The 17,539-nt window shown below is 43.8% G+C and carries 12 protein-coding genes; all 12 read right to left on the reverse strand.

From position 1 onward, the window contains the following. Positions 1-148: 148 nt before the first annotated feature. On the reverse strand, positions 149-577 hold the full coding sequence (locus J8L97_RS12675; RefSeq protein ID WP_211050169.1) for a hypothetical protein: 429 nt from the start codon (positions 575-577) through the stop codon (positions 149-151). Positions 578-586: 9 nt separating this feature from the next. Continuing rightward, the gene (locus J8L97_RS12680) at positions 587-2,056 is read right to left on the reverse strand and encodes a hypothetical protein (RefSeq protein ID WP_211050170.1); all 1,470 of its coding nucleotides are present in this window, start codon (positions 2,054-2,056) and stop codon (positions 587-589) included. 9 nt (positions 2,057-2,065) lie between these two features. Then, positions 2,066-2,383: a hypothetical protein gene (locus J8L97_RS12685; RefSeq protein ID WP_211050171.1), complete on the reverse strand. Its 318-nt coding sequence runs from the start codon at positions 2,381-2,383 to the stop codon at positions 2,066-2,068. Positions 2,384-2,391: 8 nt separating this feature from the next. Further along, positions 2,392-3,585, reverse strand: a complete 1,194-nt coding sequence (locus tag J8L97_RS12690; RefSeq protein WP_211050172.1) for a hypothetical protein — start codon at positions 3,583-3,585, stop codon at positions 2,392-2,394. Continuing rightward, the gene (locus J8L97_RS12695; RefSeq protein ID WP_211050174.1) at positions 3,582-5,630 is read right to left on the reverse strand and encodes a DUF4815 domain-containing protein; all 2,049 of its coding nucleotides are present in this window, start codon (positions 5,628-5,630) and stop codon (positions 3,582-3,584) included. The genes J8L97_RS12690 and J8L97_RS12695 overlap by 4 nt, the downstream gene beginning before the upstream one ends. A 9-nt stretch (positions 5,631-5,639) precedes the next feature. Next, the gene (locus tag J8L97_RS12700; protein WP_211050176.1) at positions 5,640-6,122 is read right to left on the reverse strand and encodes a hypothetical protein; all 483 of its coding nucleotides are present in this window, start codon (positions 6,120-6,122) and stop codon (positions 5,640-5,642) included. A gap of 228 nt (positions 6,123-6,350) precedes the next feature. Next, entirely contained in the window at positions 6,351-7,196 is an 846-nt protein-coding gene (locus J8L97_RS12705; RefSeq protein WP_211050178.1) for a DUF4376 domain-containing protein, read from the reverse strand. A 63-nt stretch (positions 7,197-7,259) separates the two neighbouring features. Further along, a complete protein-coding gene (locus J8L97_RS12710) occupies positions 7,260-10,532 on the reverse strand; it encodes a hypothetical protein (protein ID WP_211050180.1) in 3,273 nt (1,090 codons plus the stop codon). 368 nt (positions 10,533-10,900) lie between these two features. Beyond that, positions 10,901-11,449 carry a phage tail protein gene (locus tag J8L97_RS12715; protein WP_211050182.1) on the reverse strand — a complete coding sequence of 183 codons (549 nt, stop codon included), beginning with the start codon at positions 11,447-11,449 and terminating at the stop codon, positions 10,901-10,903. Positions 11,450-12,116: 667 nt separating this feature from the next. Then, positions 12,117-15,476: a hypothetical protein gene (locus J8L97_RS12720; RefSeq protein WP_211050184.1), complete on the reverse strand. Its 3,360-nt coding sequence runs from the start codon at positions 15,474-15,476 to the stop codon at positions 12,117-12,119. Between the two features lie 179 nt (positions 15,477-15,655). Continuing rightward, on the reverse strand, positions 15,656-16,669 hold the full coding sequence (locus J8L97_RS12725; protein WP_211050186.1) for a phage tail protein: 1,014 nt from the start codon (positions 16,667-16,669) through the stop codon (positions 15,656-15,658). Positions 16,670-16,676: 7 nt separating this feature from the next. Continuing rightward, the gene (locus tag J8L97_RS12730; protein WP_211050188.1) at positions 16,677-17,513 is read right to left on the reverse strand and encodes a baseplate J/gp47 family protein; all 837 of its coding nucleotides are present in this window, start codon (positions 17,511-17,513) and stop codon (positions 16,677-16,679) included. Positions 17,514-17,539 lie beyond the last annotated feature (26 nt).

The raw sequence follows: 17,539 nt of genomic DNA on the forward strand, positions 1-17,539 counted from the left end.
GCTAAACCGGCTTTTAATCTGGACAAGTTAGACGTGTTAGCAAACCTAAAATCAGCTCACTATGCTAAAGCAAACTCTTTTGAGTTTGTTGTCTAGCATAGGTGTATCTTACTGATTCTTATCGTTTAAAACAGGTCAATACTGACCGTTACACAAGATACTCATCAGGAGTAAAATTGAATAAGTTCAATGCATCGATGTTTGTTATATCGACAACATCTTGCTCAGCTAAGTTACTTGCTTCTCTCAGTTTTTCTCTAGCTAATAATTCAAGTTTTAAATGCTCTGTAGCCTCCATAATTACAGTATCATCAGCTCCTAACTTAGCCAATTCTAATCGCTCTTGGGCTCTTTCAATCCGCCAAAATGTGCTTGTTAAACGCTTAGCTACCGCGGCTTTAATTCTTTCAATTGCCTCGCCTTTATTCACTTGTAGTTGATCAATCTCTTTCGGCTCGTAACTCGCTATATATTCTGCGGCAGATTCAGTCGTCCAATTCGCGCCCGTATCAGGGTTCACTTGCCAGAAGTTTCCTTCAATACACATGCCTTGAATTTCATTATAATAACAACTCATATTTTACTCCTAAAACGCTCTGCAAGTTCGGCCTAAACCATACTGATTATATAAATAGTGCTCGTTCAAAATACCCACATTTGAATACGGATTAATACAATTTATAGCAACGGCCATTATTCCCCCTTGGTAGCCGAGGCTATCTGGCTTAGATCTATACTGATACATGCCTAACAACTCGCCTGCCATACTTTGCAATGCAACCGTTACTTCACCTTCACCATTTTGCGTGCCATTTTTATAAGGTTCTGAATTACTGGTAAAAAAGAAATTGATTGGTTCTAATTTTTTCTCCTCGGTAAAACGGTAATGCGCACTATATTGACTCTGGCCCATTTTAGTTACTCCATTGAGAATACCAAAATAGCCATGGTAGTTTTGTGCGTATGAACTCATCGCCTCTTCAGCATGGTTATACCGATTAGTTCCGTAAGGGTGTATCAAGGTATTGTAAATAAAGTTAACACAAGTAAAATCTCCAGAATTAACATAGTTTTGCAGCGCTGCTTCATCCGAAATAGAAATTGCGGTAATGTTATTACCATCACGGTATTTTTCAATCAATAACGACGTTCCTTCATCAACCACCACCAAACAATGTTTGTTATTATCGTACAAAACGCCGACCGTGTGATATACGTGACTCGTGACGGTAGTTATACCCCATTGATCCAGGGCATTCAGGTTCTTTTTAGGCTTAGTAATAGAATTAAAACCAGCTGTTTTACAAAAAATACCACCGTAATCACTTACTGATCCACTGACTGAGTCTTGCGAGCTAAATACCACCTCATATTTAACATCATTCGGCTGCTCTTTTAATGCTAATGGTAAAAATGCTGATGAACCATACTGAAATATTTTACTCGTCGGGTTTTGTTCAAAAGCATTATTATAAACAAAGCTCGTAAAATGTGCTGTTTTATGACTGGCATCATCACTCAAGGTCAAAAACTCAATTCGACTTTGCTCGTGAGTATTGTTTGCCGTGTAGCTTGGTCGCACCAGGTGCGTTTCACCTGAACTATCATAAATCGCAAATGCCGCTGTTGTACGCCCATTGGCACTGCTGGTACTTGGCGTTTCTAATTTACTTAAACCAAATAAAGGTTTTACATAACTAGCTGAAGCCTGCTGTTGTACCTTGGTGATGTTCTCAATCGCAGGTGTAATACTGTCTAATTGACTGAGCTGCGCACTGCGCGCAACCAATGTATTGGTTGCATTATTCACCGATTGCGTTGCGTTTGCCATCGTTGATGTATTATTGCTCGTCGCTTGTTTTAACTCCTGTGTCGCAACATCTAAATGCTCCTCTGCAACCGCAACGAGGGCTTTTTCTAATCTGTCATTATCTGCTAGCTTGGTTATCGCATTACTGACTAACGCTTGGTCTTCTGCCGATAGTGGTGTGCTGCCTTGCATATCAGCTACCAGTTTATCGACCATGGCCTGTACGGCATTTTGTATTGTTGCCATAATATCCTCTTAAAGTGGAAAAATTGATTCGCCCAGTATTTGGTTGAGCTTGTGTTTACGTGCTTGCTTGATGTGTTTGTCTGTCAAAGCATCATGTTTATCGGATAAGCTATCTTGCTGCGTCTGCATACGAGTACCTTGCTCCTCCACCGCTTGTCGCAGTGTCTCTCGTGCATTCTCTGCTTGATTGTCAGCTTGTTGTAACGTGTAAACATTGCTGTCAATGGCTTTTAATGCTTCAACCAGCCTTAAAACATCTTGGTCTAGCTGATTGGTTGGGTGTGGTAATGGATATGTTTGATGTAGGGTTTTATTGTCAACAGTCATTGACCCTCCTAGGTTGAAAATGCCCTCAAATTACGCACTCTAGGGCGGCTTGACGCGGTGCCATTGAGTACTAATTTCACTCGTGTGCTATCTTGGTTAATTTGCGGTAGTTGATAGTCTCTTTGCTGCCAACTTTGTGCGAGTTCTTGTGCGCCACTCAGGGTTAACTCTTGCCATTGCTGATCTTGTTCAACCATCACTTGTACAGACGCCGTGGCGGGTGAATTAACTTCAAAGCTCACCGTAAATTTCCCCCCATTGCGACATGTAATAATGCGAGATATATAATCCGCCGATGGACTAACAACCCCTTGTGCACATTGGCTATCAGCAAACACAATTGGGCTTACTGTACTGCTACCACTTAAATGCGCAGTGACATTCACCGGCCCTGTAAAGGGTGCTGGCAATTGCGATGGCTGCCACTCTTGCAATCTGCGTGTACTGAATGATGCATCCTGTGCGCTTATTTCAAACTCAACATCTGTATCTGCATTAGGCCGTTGAACCACACCTAATGCCATCACATCTGTCATGCCTTGTGCAGTCACATTTCCTAAGTCAATGCTATGCGTAGTGTGTGTGAATTTGGCAGCTTTTAACCTGAAGGTAAGATCTCGCTCTTGATGCGGCGTCCAGGTACTGGCATTACTTGATGATAGCAATACACCCACTTGATAAGGCTGACTGGTGACCCAACCCGTTTGTTGGTCAAACTGACCTAGCTCCGATATGGCCACTTCATGTTCAGCCCCATCTGTTAACACCACAATCGCATACTCTTGGCCTGCCAATAAATACACCGGCGTAAAGCGAAACAGTGTCGACGCATCCCCTAAGTTTATATCTACACTATCGAGGCTCGTTTGCGCGAGCACATTTTGGGTTGGTATCCCTTGTACTACCTCTCTAATTTGTACCTGTACAGCTTCTTTGCCTTTTACTTTAAACCACAACTCAACCGCCGCGATAAAGCGGCTTTGTTCCAAAGTAAATGTTTGTGCTAACGGGTCGTAACGCTGAGTAACGATGGTATTCACTTGGCGCATGGTATCAACACGAATCGTACCACTACCGGTATAAACGGCACTGCCATTTGACTTACCCGCACCTGCAAATTGCACTCGCTTTCTACCCGCAGGGATGTTACTCGGAATCGTAAACTGCCCTACGACTTCACCCGCTTCATTTGCTTTTATCATGATGTTTCCTCCGCCGTTACAACCACCCCATCGAATGTCACTGACGCTAGTACTTCATTAGGTCCAAACCCACTGATTGTGAATTGAACCGTTCTTGGTCGTAGGAATTCTAATTGCTGGACCTGTGTGCCAACACGCTCTGTGGTGACACGCGTCGTTATACGCCGAACTCGACCCCCTCCTCGTGTAAACCGGCGTGTAACTGGGCTTGACCATACCTGCTGTGTTTGCGTCCAATGATCGACACTCGGTGTTAATATCACACGTGCCGGTACCGGTTCAAAAGCCTGATAAGGATTCACTTTCATTGTGCCAGTTTGACTCGTTTGCGCTAACACATCTTCTAATTCATACGGCAAAAGCTGTGCATCATTGGCGTTATCCAGTGCGTTAACTGTCACATCAATTGGTAGCAATAATTCCCCATCAATAATGGCTGCAGTTTGTGCAATATGCTCATCCCGTAAATCATCATCTAAAAATGGGTCTACAAATACCCCATATTTACTCGCCGAATCTTGTGCGTTGGTGTCATTGCGCAGCCGTTCGATTGCAAGTAACTGATACAAATCGCTGATCTGTGATTGCATAAAATGCATATCAGCCATGTTGACCACTTGAATTGCGGCAAGCTCTATACGTGGAGTCGTACTTCCCCAACTTTGATGCACAAATGCCAAGGGTAAATGCTGCTCTGGAACTTGAGGTTTTACCGGATTTTGTATCGCAGATGCACCTTCAATACGCTTAACCTCTCCTTGTGCTGTGAGCACGATCAAGTCAATACGCGGTTTTAAATAGACATAATCAACACGTAATTGGGCATTTTCAACAAGCTGGCCCCCATCTGGCAGTTGCTGATTGATGGTATAATGCGTTTCGTTATATTGCAGCGCACTGCCCACAAGAATATCAACATTGTACTCATACTCTGCCACATACACGTCGTTCGGCGCAGGCGCATTGCCTGAATGTTTCCAAGCAATATGATTACCCGTCAACACACAATCATTGCCAATATCATATTCAATGGTGGCATCGCCTTTTTGCTGGGTCACAGAAATAATTCGAGTCACACTAAAATCAGCGATTAAATCCAGGCCCCCTACTTCTGTGCTTCTTCGCATTTGCACCGTTTTTCTCGCCGTAGTGCCTACTTTATCCACTTGCTTTATTGGGAAAAAATCAAATGCGACTGTCTGTTTACCTGTGTTGTCTGGCGTGAAACTCGTCGGCTCATTTTTTATTGCCTGCTCATCCGGTGTAACCGAAAATGCGGCTGGCAACGCGGTATTAAGCGCCACTTCAAAGCCATCAATATGCGCCTTACCTTCTTGCACACTATAATGCTGAGTTGTAATTTGTGCTTGTTGCTGTGTGTTTAAATAGTTCAAGGCCATGCCGGAAATAACATAGCTACCACCATTTGACTCTCTATCATAACGCGCTAATGCCCGCGTCACTGAATCAAATTTTGCTGGTGAATGATTGAGTAAAACCACCCCATTGTTTATTTGATGGACAGGGTAAAATTCACTCTTTTCACCCATTTTTGAGTCCTGCGGCGTATCACTTAATCCCCACTGGCCCATCACTTGTAATCGCGCTGCACCGGGTTCATTATAGTTTTGAGCACGCATGGGAGAGTCTTCCCCTGCTGGGTCTAATAGGGCTGGGTCTAGCAGTTCCGTCACCACTGAGCTCGTCAACCACACACCCACCACCACAGTGCTGGTCAATGATATTGCAAGCGCTGTTGCGCTGATGTGATGTACCGCCCCATTTAAATACACATCAGCCTCACTCATTTTAGCGATTTTAGCTTGTGTATCTACCACCACAGTCCCACCCGATACAATACTGCCATTTTTCATCATGACATCACCCAGCCCTTTTACCTGCTGGTTAACTTGTAACTGTAAGTCGTTCAACTCACGGCTTTGTAAGCCTTTCCCCGCTCTAAATAGCAACTGCTGATATTGCTTAGATGCATCAAATCCTTGGTAATATTCGTCCTTCAAAACATCTTTAATAAACTCTGTCATAGTCGTCACCTAGAAGCTGAGGACAAATTCAAAGGTTTCACGCACCCCTTGATCTCGATACATCGCAGGCCGATGCTCAACCAACATCAACACACCTGGGTCAACAATGTCGCTCGGTGCATGATAAAACTTACCCGCGGGCTCGCCGCTACTTGGCAGAGTTCCCACCATCAAGCCCAATTCACGTATGGTTTTATCAAGGGCATCGGTAAAGTCGTAATTGAACTCACAATATATATGTGGCGTTGCTTGCGAACTGGCAGTAAAGCCACCTTCTGGCACTTGAATTTCACCATTAACGTCAGGTTCACAATATAACACCCTGCGCGCTTTGCGATATCCTAAAACTTGGGTTAATTGTGTGCTTGTTCTTTGCTCTGTAATAGGGGTGGTGTCCCATTGTTGTTCTCCCGCCCCCCATGCTAAATAAATACTTTGTGCTTTAACGGCTTTAGCCAGTTCAATTCGGCCCACTCGCGTTAATATGGCCACTATGACCTCCTATTATGTTCATCAATTTGTTTTAGGATCTACTCACATCACATGTGTTGCATGAAAACCTAAAACCCAAAAAGCCGCGTCACGGGGGATGCGGCTTTACTTAAAAGTACGTATGTTGTTTAAATTAACTCGTGTTACCAGAAGTAACCGTATTATTTGACGTAACCGTGTTTCTAAGGCAACTCGCTACGCATCATTTGTGTGCAAAAAAGCACACTTTTAAGATGCTGGCACCCATAATGCTGATTGCTGCTCACCTGCGAGTTTACAGGCCTCAAACAAATGCTTTTTACTCACTTGCACCACATCATTATTGGCTAATACCCATCTGGTTGTTTGTGCATCTTCCATCAGCAATAACGCGCGTGACATGCGCTGCTGGCTTAGCTCGTCGGCATCAAATTCCATGCCTTCTACAATAACTGTTTGCTGTGCCATTTTACGCGCTCGACTTGCTTTAAAGCGTGCCCGCTGTACTTGTGCAATATACTCTGCACTGTGTGCCTGCGTTGTAGGATAAATACGCAACACATGTGCTTCATCGTCATATTCTTTGCGCTGTACTTGCGTTTGTGTTGTGAGTTCTAAATCCACCTCAACGTATTCAGTGCGGTAACAGCTGCGGCGCAGTGTCATGTCTATTTTTGGTTGCTGTGGTAACTCAGGCACGTCGACCAAAGCGGCTTCTACGCCATTATTTTCAGCCGCTTTTACCGTCGCATTATGTGCAAGCGCGTCATCACGCTTGGCTTGCGCTATAACAACTTCTAGCTCCCATTGCTGGTATGCTTCAACATGCTGAGCTTGCTCATAGGCAATGGCTTGCGCAAGTGCTGCGTCAATCTCTGATTGCGAATGGCGCAGTGCCATTTTAGTCAATACATCCTCATATGTAATTCGGGCTAGTGGTACTTCCTCATTCTCTGACTCATCTCTACCATTCATACTATTTGGTGAGGATACATGCTGAGCCGTTGCCTCTGTCGCTTCTACTAGCACGGCTTGTTCAGATGTCGACGCTGCAATGTCGGCTGTATTCGCCGAACTTTGATCATTAAGTTCCATGATTTTCCTTATGCCACTGACATACATTTATGTACGCCAGTAACTCTGTTTCAATGTTGAAAGTTAATTATGAGCAATGCCAATGGGCATTTGGGTGTGGTGGCAAAATACTTTGACAGTATTACCGTTGAGGTCAGTTTTTACATCTTCCCCGTTGACGATTGAAATGGTTTGGTCGTCGCCCCAATTTTCAATTTGAACTGGGGTTAAAAACGTCGGATCACCATTAACATTAATCGCACCAATTGTCCCGTCGTCTTTTTTGTACCAAGCGGGGCTATTTAATACCGACGACATTGAACGATTGCAATACCATAAACCTCCATCCATTAAGGTTCCCGTTCCAAGCTTAAATAAGTAATGCTTATTCGGTTCTAAATTGGTATCTAGCATTGCGTTATCAATCACTGTGTATTCAGGGGTATCGTACTTCAACTCAGCACCATGAAGCTGCAAATATAATAAACCATCCTTTTCAGTGATAGTAGACATCGCTTTAACTGCTGGAGACTGACCTCCCTGAGAGGCTAAAGGCAATGCCGCATGTCTTGGTGCATATTTTCCATATGTGCTTAATGCATTGCCTATTATTCTATATGCTCCAAGGTGCGGGACAAAACCTTGAGCAGGGTCCACTGTAGCTTTACCTGCGTTACCTGTAAGAGAGCCCTGTAGATTATTGCCTTCCCCCACACTAGAATGAGTCGTGTAAAAAACATCACCTACATCACCAATTACCACAGAATTATTACTTGCTTGAGTGAAGTCTGAAGACGCTTCATAGTGAACTAATATAACACTGTGTGGATTATCAATTGTGGTATCCAAAACCAGTGTATTTAGTTGCTTGCTAAACGACTGAGATCGTTGCAACCAAGTTTCGCCATTATCAACAGTATAGAATACTTGAGAGAGTGGACTCGACGCGTTAGTACACTTTCTATTTAAAGGAACAGAGCCAACCCCCTCACGAGGTAGCTCAGGGATCCACTGCCCAATAACGCCTTTGGGGAACGTAGCCGCGACCCGTGAAGGGTCTCCGATAATACCACCCCAAGGAAGTGAGTTGAATTCAGAGGTTAACTCTACTCTGTGAATAACCCAATAACTTCTGCCCGCTTTATAGGTAAATAATTCATCAACCCTGCCAATAAAAGGACCATTTCCATCTGCACTTATTGTGCTAATTGCAAATTCACTCACAATAACTTTATCGACTGGATCATAAATAACCACATAGTCTCCTATGCTATATTGTGTATTATCCACAACATGCACATAGTCCACTGTCGTATCATACGGTATTGGATTTGCTCCAGAATCATACACGGTGGTGAATGGCACCTTACTCTTCCCGCGCAAAGTGCCTGCAACCGCTTTGCGCATCGTCTCTTCCCGCAACTGGTTCACATCAAGCTTGTTGGCGTTTAAACGTAAATCTTCTATCTGCCCAGCGTAGATTGCGTCGTAGTGTTTGTATTGGTCTGAGCGGCCTGTATACCCGAAACCTAGTGAACCATTTGCACCATTTCCTCCACCGTTATTGGCATTAATGTCAAAACAATCTGATTCAGAATTTATATCCGTAAGTGATCCGTGATTCTCGTACCAGTAATAATAATAACCTCCCCGTATACGCCTTTTACTCGTCCCCATCGGATTATAACTAGGATGATACGCACCTTGGTTCATTCGCTGCACTAACGCGATAGGTATTGCATTACATTTGCCTTCATGCGCTATACCTACATTATAGGTTGCACTTTGAAACTCCCCAGCACGATTTGATTCCCACCCCCCAGACTTCTCATAGGCCTTGCCTCTAAACAATACGCTACCAGAATTGCCAGCTTGAAAATCGGTGAATGTAATTTCTTTACCGCGCTGCTTAATCCGCTGATTATCAGCATCACGATACGCAAGCCAATTGGTCGGATTACCAGTGTCGCTCATATGTGCATTGACTGCTTGCCAATCATCCCCAAGCCCTTCAACAACCCGTACTCTATAGCGTACTTGAATGTAGGCTTTGGCCACTGGATCATAATAAATATTGTGCGCAGGGTTCGCCAACAACTTAGCGCGATTTGCTTCTGACAAGCCAGACCATTTAGCACCATGACCTGTGGTATTACCATCCCACTCGCCAAATGCGCTGTAACCTTGTGCCACCAAGTTATTTAATAACCCGATACCTTGGTAAGCGGTGGCACCGTATTGCACATTACCCAACGGATAAACCACATCTTTATCAGCAATTTTTTCATGCCATGACTCAAGGAATACGAGATCTTTACGAGAAGTAATGACCTGCTCTGTTACTGGCCTAATAGAAAATTCACTATAATTTGTCGTGGTATCATGCGTGTACAATAATATCGAGTGACCAGCTGTTGGTGCCGTGAATATGGCTATATGGGTTCCTGCTGCATTTTCATTTGAAAAACTTGCTATATGTGTACCATCGGAAGCATCTCTAACGCGAGAACCATAAACGTCTTGAGATATCGGACCGTCACTGACAATAGAAATTTCATACCGAACACCGACAGTTAAATTAAGCCTAATATCGATATACCCGCTAGCGCTCTCTGTATTATCGACCATCTGAAACGATGTGGCCCCATTTGTATAAGTATGGCTAATGAGTCTATCCGATACATGGCTTTTCGCAGTTTTAGCTAAGCTACCAAAAGCCTCCGCAGCACTTGCATGCTCAGTCACAACTCCAGTAGCAGAGTCATAAGTCTTAGTTCCGTCTGGGGCGGCAGGAAACTTAATCCGATTCATTAAATCTAAATTGTTTGAATTAATTAGGCTTAACTTATGCGTCACGCCATCAATCACACTTTCTGGGTAATCGGTGTTTGATACTCCTTGTGGGTTTGTGCCTTGCGAGCCCGTTAGTAACTCATTAGTATATCCCGCAGACAACGCTGATTGATATAAACCATTATTGATCCATTTAGGGCTCCAGCTGCCTTCGGGTTGATAGCACTTCCCCCACTCTACAAACCCGCTGCCTGCATACTGCTTTTTGCGTAGTTCACGCAAGGCATCAAACTGGGCTTTGGTCATCACATGGGGGTTGGGGTTTATTTTTTCGGCATCGGCAATAATGCTTGCGAGCGTATCAACCTCATGGCTGTTACCCATCGTATCTTTAAAGGCCACCTTGCCTGTTTTGGTGCGCCAGTCGTCCATCACACTGTGATTTTGTGATACTACATTAATGGTGTCGATACCGTTTTTCACATCATCAATCAGCTTGTTGGCTGAGTCGGCATGTTTTGCTGCTTCTAAAGCAACATCTGTGAGTGTTTGTTCTAAAGTCATAAAAAGTTCCTCGTTCAAAACCTGTTATGTACAAACCATTTAAAAGGTGCTTCACAACAGGCCCCCACTTAGTCTGAATAGCCTAAAGGCTACCAATTATGCTAAGGGGTTTGTCTCTCGCAAATGGCATTGTGCGCTGTTTATTATGCGACTTACTTGCTGCGCGGCACATAAGTCGATGCCATTACCGAGTTATTGTGTCGGTAGTCAATACTAGGTATTAGGTGCTAACTATTAAGTGCTAAGAATCAGTTGCTAAATATTAGATGTTCGGTATTAAATGTTAATTCTGATTTACCGACATCATGCAAGTGACCCCAGCTTATCGCTACATCGCGATAAGCTCTATTATTCGCCCTATGAAAGCCCTATAAACCCGCTTTGCGCAAGCGCTCTTCTAATAGCATATTGCTATGTGCTTGCTGTATGAGGTTTTTACCTTGCAATAACTGTGCGTGAGTCAAACTGGCGAGTTCTTTTGCCATAAAAATATTGGCGTTATTCACACCCACTTCAAAACTGATGTTATTTGATGGCAGCGTCGACACATCGAGGGTAAACATTTCTACCCAGGCTGCATTGGCTGCTTTATGATTGAGTTGCTGATTAGCAATACTGTACACGGCTGCTAAGGTCCCTTCTGACCAAATACCGATTTCTTTTACATCATACGTTAAGTCGCCGTCAAATAAGGCGCTAAACCGTAGTTGGTTGTTATCGAGCTTTTCTGCGCCTCCAATAGGCACGATTTGTTGTTGTTGACGTAATTGCGTTTGGGTATCACTGGGCGTATACGCTTCGCTGCCCGCCGACACATGCGTGATTGTTAAATTCAATCCTTGCTGTGACGCCGACATCAGTTTAGCGAGCCCTTGTTTAGTCCAAACTACCGCCGAATACGTTGTCGATGTAGTCATGGCTTTCTCCATAAAAAAGGGGATGAAATGTATTTTATCGTGCCAACCACACAGCACTTTGCCCAGCGCGCAACCGCGTGCTGAGTGATATAGGTTGTTAAGGTGATTAAATACAGAATAAAGTAAGTCGATTGCTTGCAAGCGCATAGCTAACTTTGCGTTAGCCCTCAGCAAACTGATATACATACAGTCACAACTAAGCCTGTGCTCACAATACCGCTACTATACCCCCTTCTTAAAAACAATAACGGACAACTTTGCCCTCGCCATTTTACATCTCACATGTGAGAAGTGGCAGTAATAGGCTTTAACTCTCAGATACTTGGAGAAACAGGCCTGCTGTGCCGCCCAATACATAACCTCGTATCAGTTACCCGGTACTGGTTTACAGTTACTGATTTAAAGCGACTTGGTAAACGCCGCTTATTTAAAGTCACTTAAAGCGTGATACAGGGGTTTTTATGTGAGTTGTTTTATGTAAATTGTTTCTATATACGTTGTTTTTATGTGAATTCCTTTTACGTAAGTGGTTTTTACATAACATCCTTTATGCCACTAGCTCTGCGTGAGCAGCCCTTATAAAGCCAGCCCTTTTATAAGTTGCCCTAGGCTGAGGGGCTATCCCCTCAGCTATTACGCATAAGCTTGCTTGTTTTAAACTAGCGACTTAGTTACTGGCAATTCCCAGTGGTATTTGCGTATGGTGACAAAACACCTTCACCGTATTGCCGTTCAGGTCGGTTTTAACATTTTCGCCATTAACGATAGGAATAGTTTGATCATCACCCCAATGGCTATCAAATGAACGAATTAAAGTGAACTTAGTACCGGTATTAGTCATAACTTCACCTAAATCATTTAAAGTATAACCATTGTAAGAACTGGGGTTCCAAGTGGTTCCTGCGTGATCAACTAATGCTACCATCGGCCTGTTTACTAGTGCATTATCAAACCCCTGAAACAAGTAAACATGACCTTTTGTAATAGATCCTGTAGGAGAACCCGCATTAATTACAGTCATGTCAGCTATGGTGCGAGGTGTATGTTTCAATTCAGCACCATGTAGCTGCAAATACAGTAGTCCGTCTTTCTCAGTGACGGTTGAGAGTGCTTTAACTGCAGGTGAGTTGTCGTTTGGTGTATCTAAACTTAATGGTGCATGTAGCGGATCATCTCCAATGACAGAAGTCCACCCTAAATCACCATCAGGAGCGTATTTAGAATACTTAGTTATAGATACAAATTCTTGTAAATAAGCACCACCACTACGCTTACCTACTTTACCCATTAGAGATGGTTGTAACCTATTTCCGTACTTTACTTGATGTGCTTGGCTAGCATATACATCGCCCACATCGCCAACTACAGCTGTGCTACTTGAGGATACAGTGAAATTTGAAGGTGATTCGTATGTATGAAGTTCAACCCGTGTTGACGGTTTAGTACCTGTAATAGTATTTGTAATTCCGTTAACTGAGGTAGAAATTGATGTCCAGCTTGAAGCATCATTATCAGTATATAGGGTTGAAATAATAGAGCCTTCTGACTTTCTATTGAGATTTAACTCTAATTGGGAACCATCAGGAATCTGAGGGATCCATTGCCCAACAACCCCATCAGGGAATGTGACTGCAATCCGTTCAGGGTCTCCGATAATATCTACCCAAGGGAGTGAGTCGTATTCTGCTGAGAGGATATCAGTTCTGTATAGAGCTGCACTGACAACAAGACCTACTGGAATAGGGTCAGAAACAAAGAAAGTCCAAGCTGAACCATCACTACCAACACTGATGATGTCATGTACTTTGCCTGTCGCATCCTCTACAACCTGACCAAAACAATTATCTTCTAAGTCCAATCTATCTTCATATACAGAACCAAAACCAGTAATATCTCCGTAAGCAATCTTGATGGCGCCAGAAGAACTACCAGTAACTGTCTTACTTGAAATGTAGGTACTGGTAAATGGTACACTTCCCTTACCTCGCATTTCACCAGCTACAGCTTTACGCATGGTATCTTCACGTAACTGATTGACATCAAGCTTATTAGCATTGAGGCGTAAATCTTCTACCTGTCCTGCGTAGATAGCATCGTAATATTTATATTGGTCTGAGCGACCTGAGTCAGCATCTTCTGCACCAATATAGCCTGAACGTGCTGTAGGTGTTGGTCTCGTTCCTAGGTTTTCTGGTTCAAAACAATGAGCTGTAGAGTTAATTAAACCGACAGCACAGTTAGAGTGCCATTTAAGATTAAGACTTACCCCAACTGCAGCCCAAGTTTTACAACCCATAGGATTATAAGTTGGGTGATAAGCGCCTTGATTTAAGCGTTGGACTAGAGCGATTGGGATTGAATAACATTTATTATTTGACGAAATACCTTGCACAACAGAACCATCGTATTTGCACGCAAAGAAAGCGCCAATACCAGACTCCGGATTTGACTGAACTGTAAATGGCGTTTTGTACATACCTAAACCACCCTCAGGATGCGATCCCAAGTCAAGTACTTCTATACGAGCTCCTCTTGGCTTTACAACACTTTGTTGATTACTTGAGCTATGCCCTAAAAATTTATTAATTACGGTAGTGTCATCCGCCTGTACTCGGTGCCACTCATTTCTCTGTCCCTCAATAACTCTAACCCTATACCTAACTTGAATCAACTCATCAGCTTCTGAATCGTAGTAGATGTTGTTTTCAGGGTTATCTACGAACTTCTTACGTTCTTTATCCGATATAGTTGACCATCTAGCCCCCCTACCCTCCGTAACAGTATCCCATTCACCGAAAGCCGAATAAGACTTAGGTATGCCAAAAGTACTTTCAATAGGCCATACGGGAACGCCGCTTGATTCTGATATTGTTGAAATAAATTGAACATTTCCAAGAGGGAATACAATGTCTTTATCGCTAATCTTCTCATGCCACGTTTCTAATAACACCAAGTCTTTACGTGAAGTAATGACTGATTCGGTTACTGGCATGACTGATACATTAGATACAATAACCTCAGAACCTAAGCCAGTACCAGTATAAAATATGACGACAGAATCTACGGTCGGAGTACCACGCAGTATATACTCTTTAAACTCAGTGCTATCAAGAGTAACTTGCTGCATATGACCATCTGTTGCATTCCAAAAAGAGAGGCTAGCTGATGTGCCATTATTCGTTCCTTGCCTTGCTACGACTCTGACGATGCACTCTACACCAGCAGTGAGACTGGCTTGCTGGGATGCGTTACCTGTACCAGATGTGGTGGATGTCACCGTTATTACCCTGTCAGTAACTGACAAGGTTGCATTATAAGGAGTCCAATTACTAGCGCCATCTCGAAAATCACCATTCTCTACTACCCCTTCAAAAGCCTGTGCAGCGCTTGCATGCTCAGTTACAACACCCGTGGCTGAATTATAGGTTTTGGTGCCGTCCGGCGCGGGTGGAAAAGGAATATTGTTGGATATGGAATCAGGTTCGTTTACGCCCTCTATAACATGTTGAACGCCACCCACAACCGCTAATGGAAACGCTGCTTTTGATACCCCTAATCCGTCACTGTCTCGACGCCCAAGCTTTATTGTATTCGCTGTAACCTGAGCGTCATACATACCTTGGTTAATGGCAACCTCTAACCCTCCATCTCTGTGCTTCCCCCATTCCACAAAACCACTCCCCGCATATTGCTGTTTGCGCAGCTCGCGCAACGCGTCAAATTGGGCTTTGCTCATTACATGTGCATTGGGGTTGATTTTTTCACTGTCTAAAATCAGTTTTGATAGCGTATTGACCTGTTTATTTTGGCCTTGTAGGTTTTTAAATGTCACAGTGCCGTGTTTGGTTTGCCAATCGTTCATGGCTTGGTAGTTACTGTCTACAAAATTATGGGTGTTTTGAATATCGCCTTTTACCGCGTCAATTTCGGCTAAGCTACTGGTTACACTGTTGGCTAATTTCACACTTTCGTCTGTCAGCTCTGCAACATCAACTTGTAATTGGGTTAATCCGTTTTCGATTGTCATGGGAAGGTCCTTTGAAGGTAAATTTGTCCGCTGTGGGAAGGTAAAATAAGAAATGTCGTCGTAGGCGAGGTTTTATGCCTCGCATTAATTTGGGTTTTGCACCTCGTATTATTTGAGCGCAGTGCCATCCGGTGCGGTGTTAAATACCAATAAGCGCAACGTAAAGTCGCGCCTACGGCCTATGAGGTAGGTATTTTTGAGGTCATATTCAGTGTACCAAAGTTCATGCGGCCCGTATTAGCACCAGCAAAGTAAAGGGGTTGTACGGTGCGTATTTGACTATGCGCAATCACGGCTTTACATAACTGGCCTTGGCTGCCATTTACGGTGCCGTGTAAATCGCCCACCCAACCGCCTTGCCATGTGCCAACCCAGCCACGTTGAGCCAGTATTTTTTGCTGGCTGGTGGTGCGGTGACGAACCAGCTGATTTGGTAAGCGCGATGGAACATTGCCACTTAGATAATAACGCCATGGCTGTACAATATCGAGCTGTTCACTGGTTTTAATGCGGGTGCGATGATGGCCAAAATGTAGCTGCTGTACCGAGCTGTCTATCTGTTGGCTACTGCGATTACCAAAACTGGCTTTGCAGAGCATTTTACCATGCTCAAAAACAGGCACACCTGAATAGTCTGATAGAATATGACCAAAGAGGGCTCGCTCACCTGATAAGGTTTGATTACGAATATCATAACCATGATATAGCCGGGTGAGCTTGGCACTGACTGGCGCTGATAATTGTGCCAATTTAGTCACATTGCTGGTACGCCCTTTAGGCAACTCACCTAAATCAAGCTGATAGGTGTAATGATGCCTGCCTGGTGCGGTATTTTCAATGTGCACAGCCGGTAAGTTAAGCCAGCTGAGCGCCAATTCTAAACTTTTCGGTGTGCCCCGAATGCGTTGCCACGCAAGGCCATCTTTTAAGGTTTGCCGTAAATTTGTACTATATGGCAAAATCGCTTCAAGGCCATATTCCCACACCAACCACATTAGCAACGCATCATTTGGCTGAGCTTTTAAATTGGTTAATTGTGAAATAGCATCATTATATGGCGCATGCTGCTGACTTAATAACGCTTGTTGTTGTAATTGGCTGTGATTCGGGGGTAGCAATGCGTGCGGTTGTAACTCACTCTCATTAGCTGGCGGCGATGTTTGCTTCACATGCGTAACATTCGTAACTTGCATAGGCCCCTCACTGACAGAGTTTTAATGTGACAGTACCCATCACAGCACACTGGGTTTTATCAATACTTTGTAATTTTTCAGGTTGGCGCAACACCACATCTCGCACGCCTTTTTTGTGCAGTTGAGCGCTTAACCAGCTGGGCGTTAAATCCCACCCCAAACGCGCTTCTTCTTCCCACGCACTGGCAAGTGACGCTTGCAGTTCATTAAATACCCGTTCAGAGGTGTTCTCTTGCAAATAAACATCCGCCGCCACATCAATGTATATCAGCTCAGCTTTATTCACATCTACCGTATCCGTGAGCATTTTTACATCACTGGCGGTCACCGCACTCGCAGCTTTGGCAACCACTTCATCAACATCGTGCTCTTTTTTAACCAACACCGTAATGGTGACTAAGCCATCTTTTAAGCTCTGGACTGACACATCAAGAATGTCCGTTGGTGCAGCATTGAGCGCATGTTTACGGTAGTGCACATCACTGCCTGCGGTACTTGATGCTATGGTGTTATCGCGTATACGCAATCGATAGTCATCATCTGACTCCTCGTTAAGACGCAATACACCATAAAACGCCCCTAAATGTTGTAAATCCGCATGGCTTGCTTTGGCCAATAAGTTCGACGCAGCAGCGTCGTTTATGCGCTGGCGTAGCAGCGCCTCACGGTAACTTTCTACCTGTAACCACACATTAATTGGATCACTTTCAAGTTCAAGGGCATCAGAGTATGCCGGTGCATATTCAATAAAACGTTGCTTACGCTCGGTTAAAATGTCTTGATAAGAAAGTGGTTCAATGATGTTTGGTTCAGGCAGGGTTTGTAAATCAATATGTGTGGTCATGCCACCCCCTTGTAAAACACTAATAT

It is taken from the genome of Pseudoalteromonas sp. MMG012 (assembly GCF_018100875.1).
GTDB classification, from domain to species: Bacteria; Pseudomonadota; Gammaproteobacteria; order Enterobacterales; family Alteromonadaceae; genus Pseudoalteromonas; species Pseudoalteromonas aurantia.

Excerpts from the sequence above, each read along its gene's own strand:
- J8L97_RS12675 (WP_211050169.1), bottom strand. The coding sequence starts at position 577 with ATGAGTTGTTATTATAATGAAATTCAAGGCATGTGTATTGAAGGAAAC.
- J8L97_RS12680 (WP_211050170.1), bottom strand. The coding sequence starts at position 2,056 with ATGGCAACAATACAAAATGCCGTACAGGCCATGGTCGATAAACTGGTA.
- J8L97_RS12685 (WP_211050171.1), bottom strand. The coding sequence starts at position 2,383 with ATGACTGTTGACAATAAAACCCTACATCAAACATATCCATTACCACAC.
- J8L97_RS12690 (WP_211050172.1), bottom strand. The coding sequence starts at position 3,585 with ATGATAAAAGCAAATGAAGCGGGTGAAGTCGTAGGGCAGTTTACGATT.
- J8L97_RS12695 (WP_211050174.1), bottom strand. The coding sequence starts at position 5,630 with ATGACAGAGTTTATTAAAGATGTTTTGAAGGACGAATATTACCAAGGA.
- J8L97_RS12705 (WP_211050178.1), bottom strand. The coding sequence starts at position 7,196 with ATGGAACTTAATGATCAAAGTTCGGCGAATACAGCCGACATTGCAGCG.
- J8L97_RS12710 (WP_211050180.1), bottom strand. The coding sequence starts at position 10,532 with ATGACTTTAGAACAAACACTCACAGATGTTGCTTTAGAAGCAGCAAAA.
- J8L97_RS12715 (WP_211050182.1), bottom strand. The coding sequence starts at position 11,449 with ATGACTACATCGACAACGTATTCGGCGGTAGTTTGGACTAAACAAGGG.
- J8L97_RS12720 (WP_211050184.1), bottom strand. The coding sequence starts at position 15,476 with ATGACAATCGAAAACGGATTAACCCAATTACAAGTTGATGTTGCAGAG.
- J8L97_RS12725 (WP_211050186.1), bottom strand. The coding sequence starts at position 16,669 with ATGCAAGTTACGAATGTTACGCATGTGAAGCAAACATCGCCGCCAGCT.
- J8L97_RS12730 (WP_211050188.1), bottom strand. The coding sequence starts at position 17,513 with ATGACCACACATATTGATTTACAAACCCTGCCTGAACCAAACATCATT.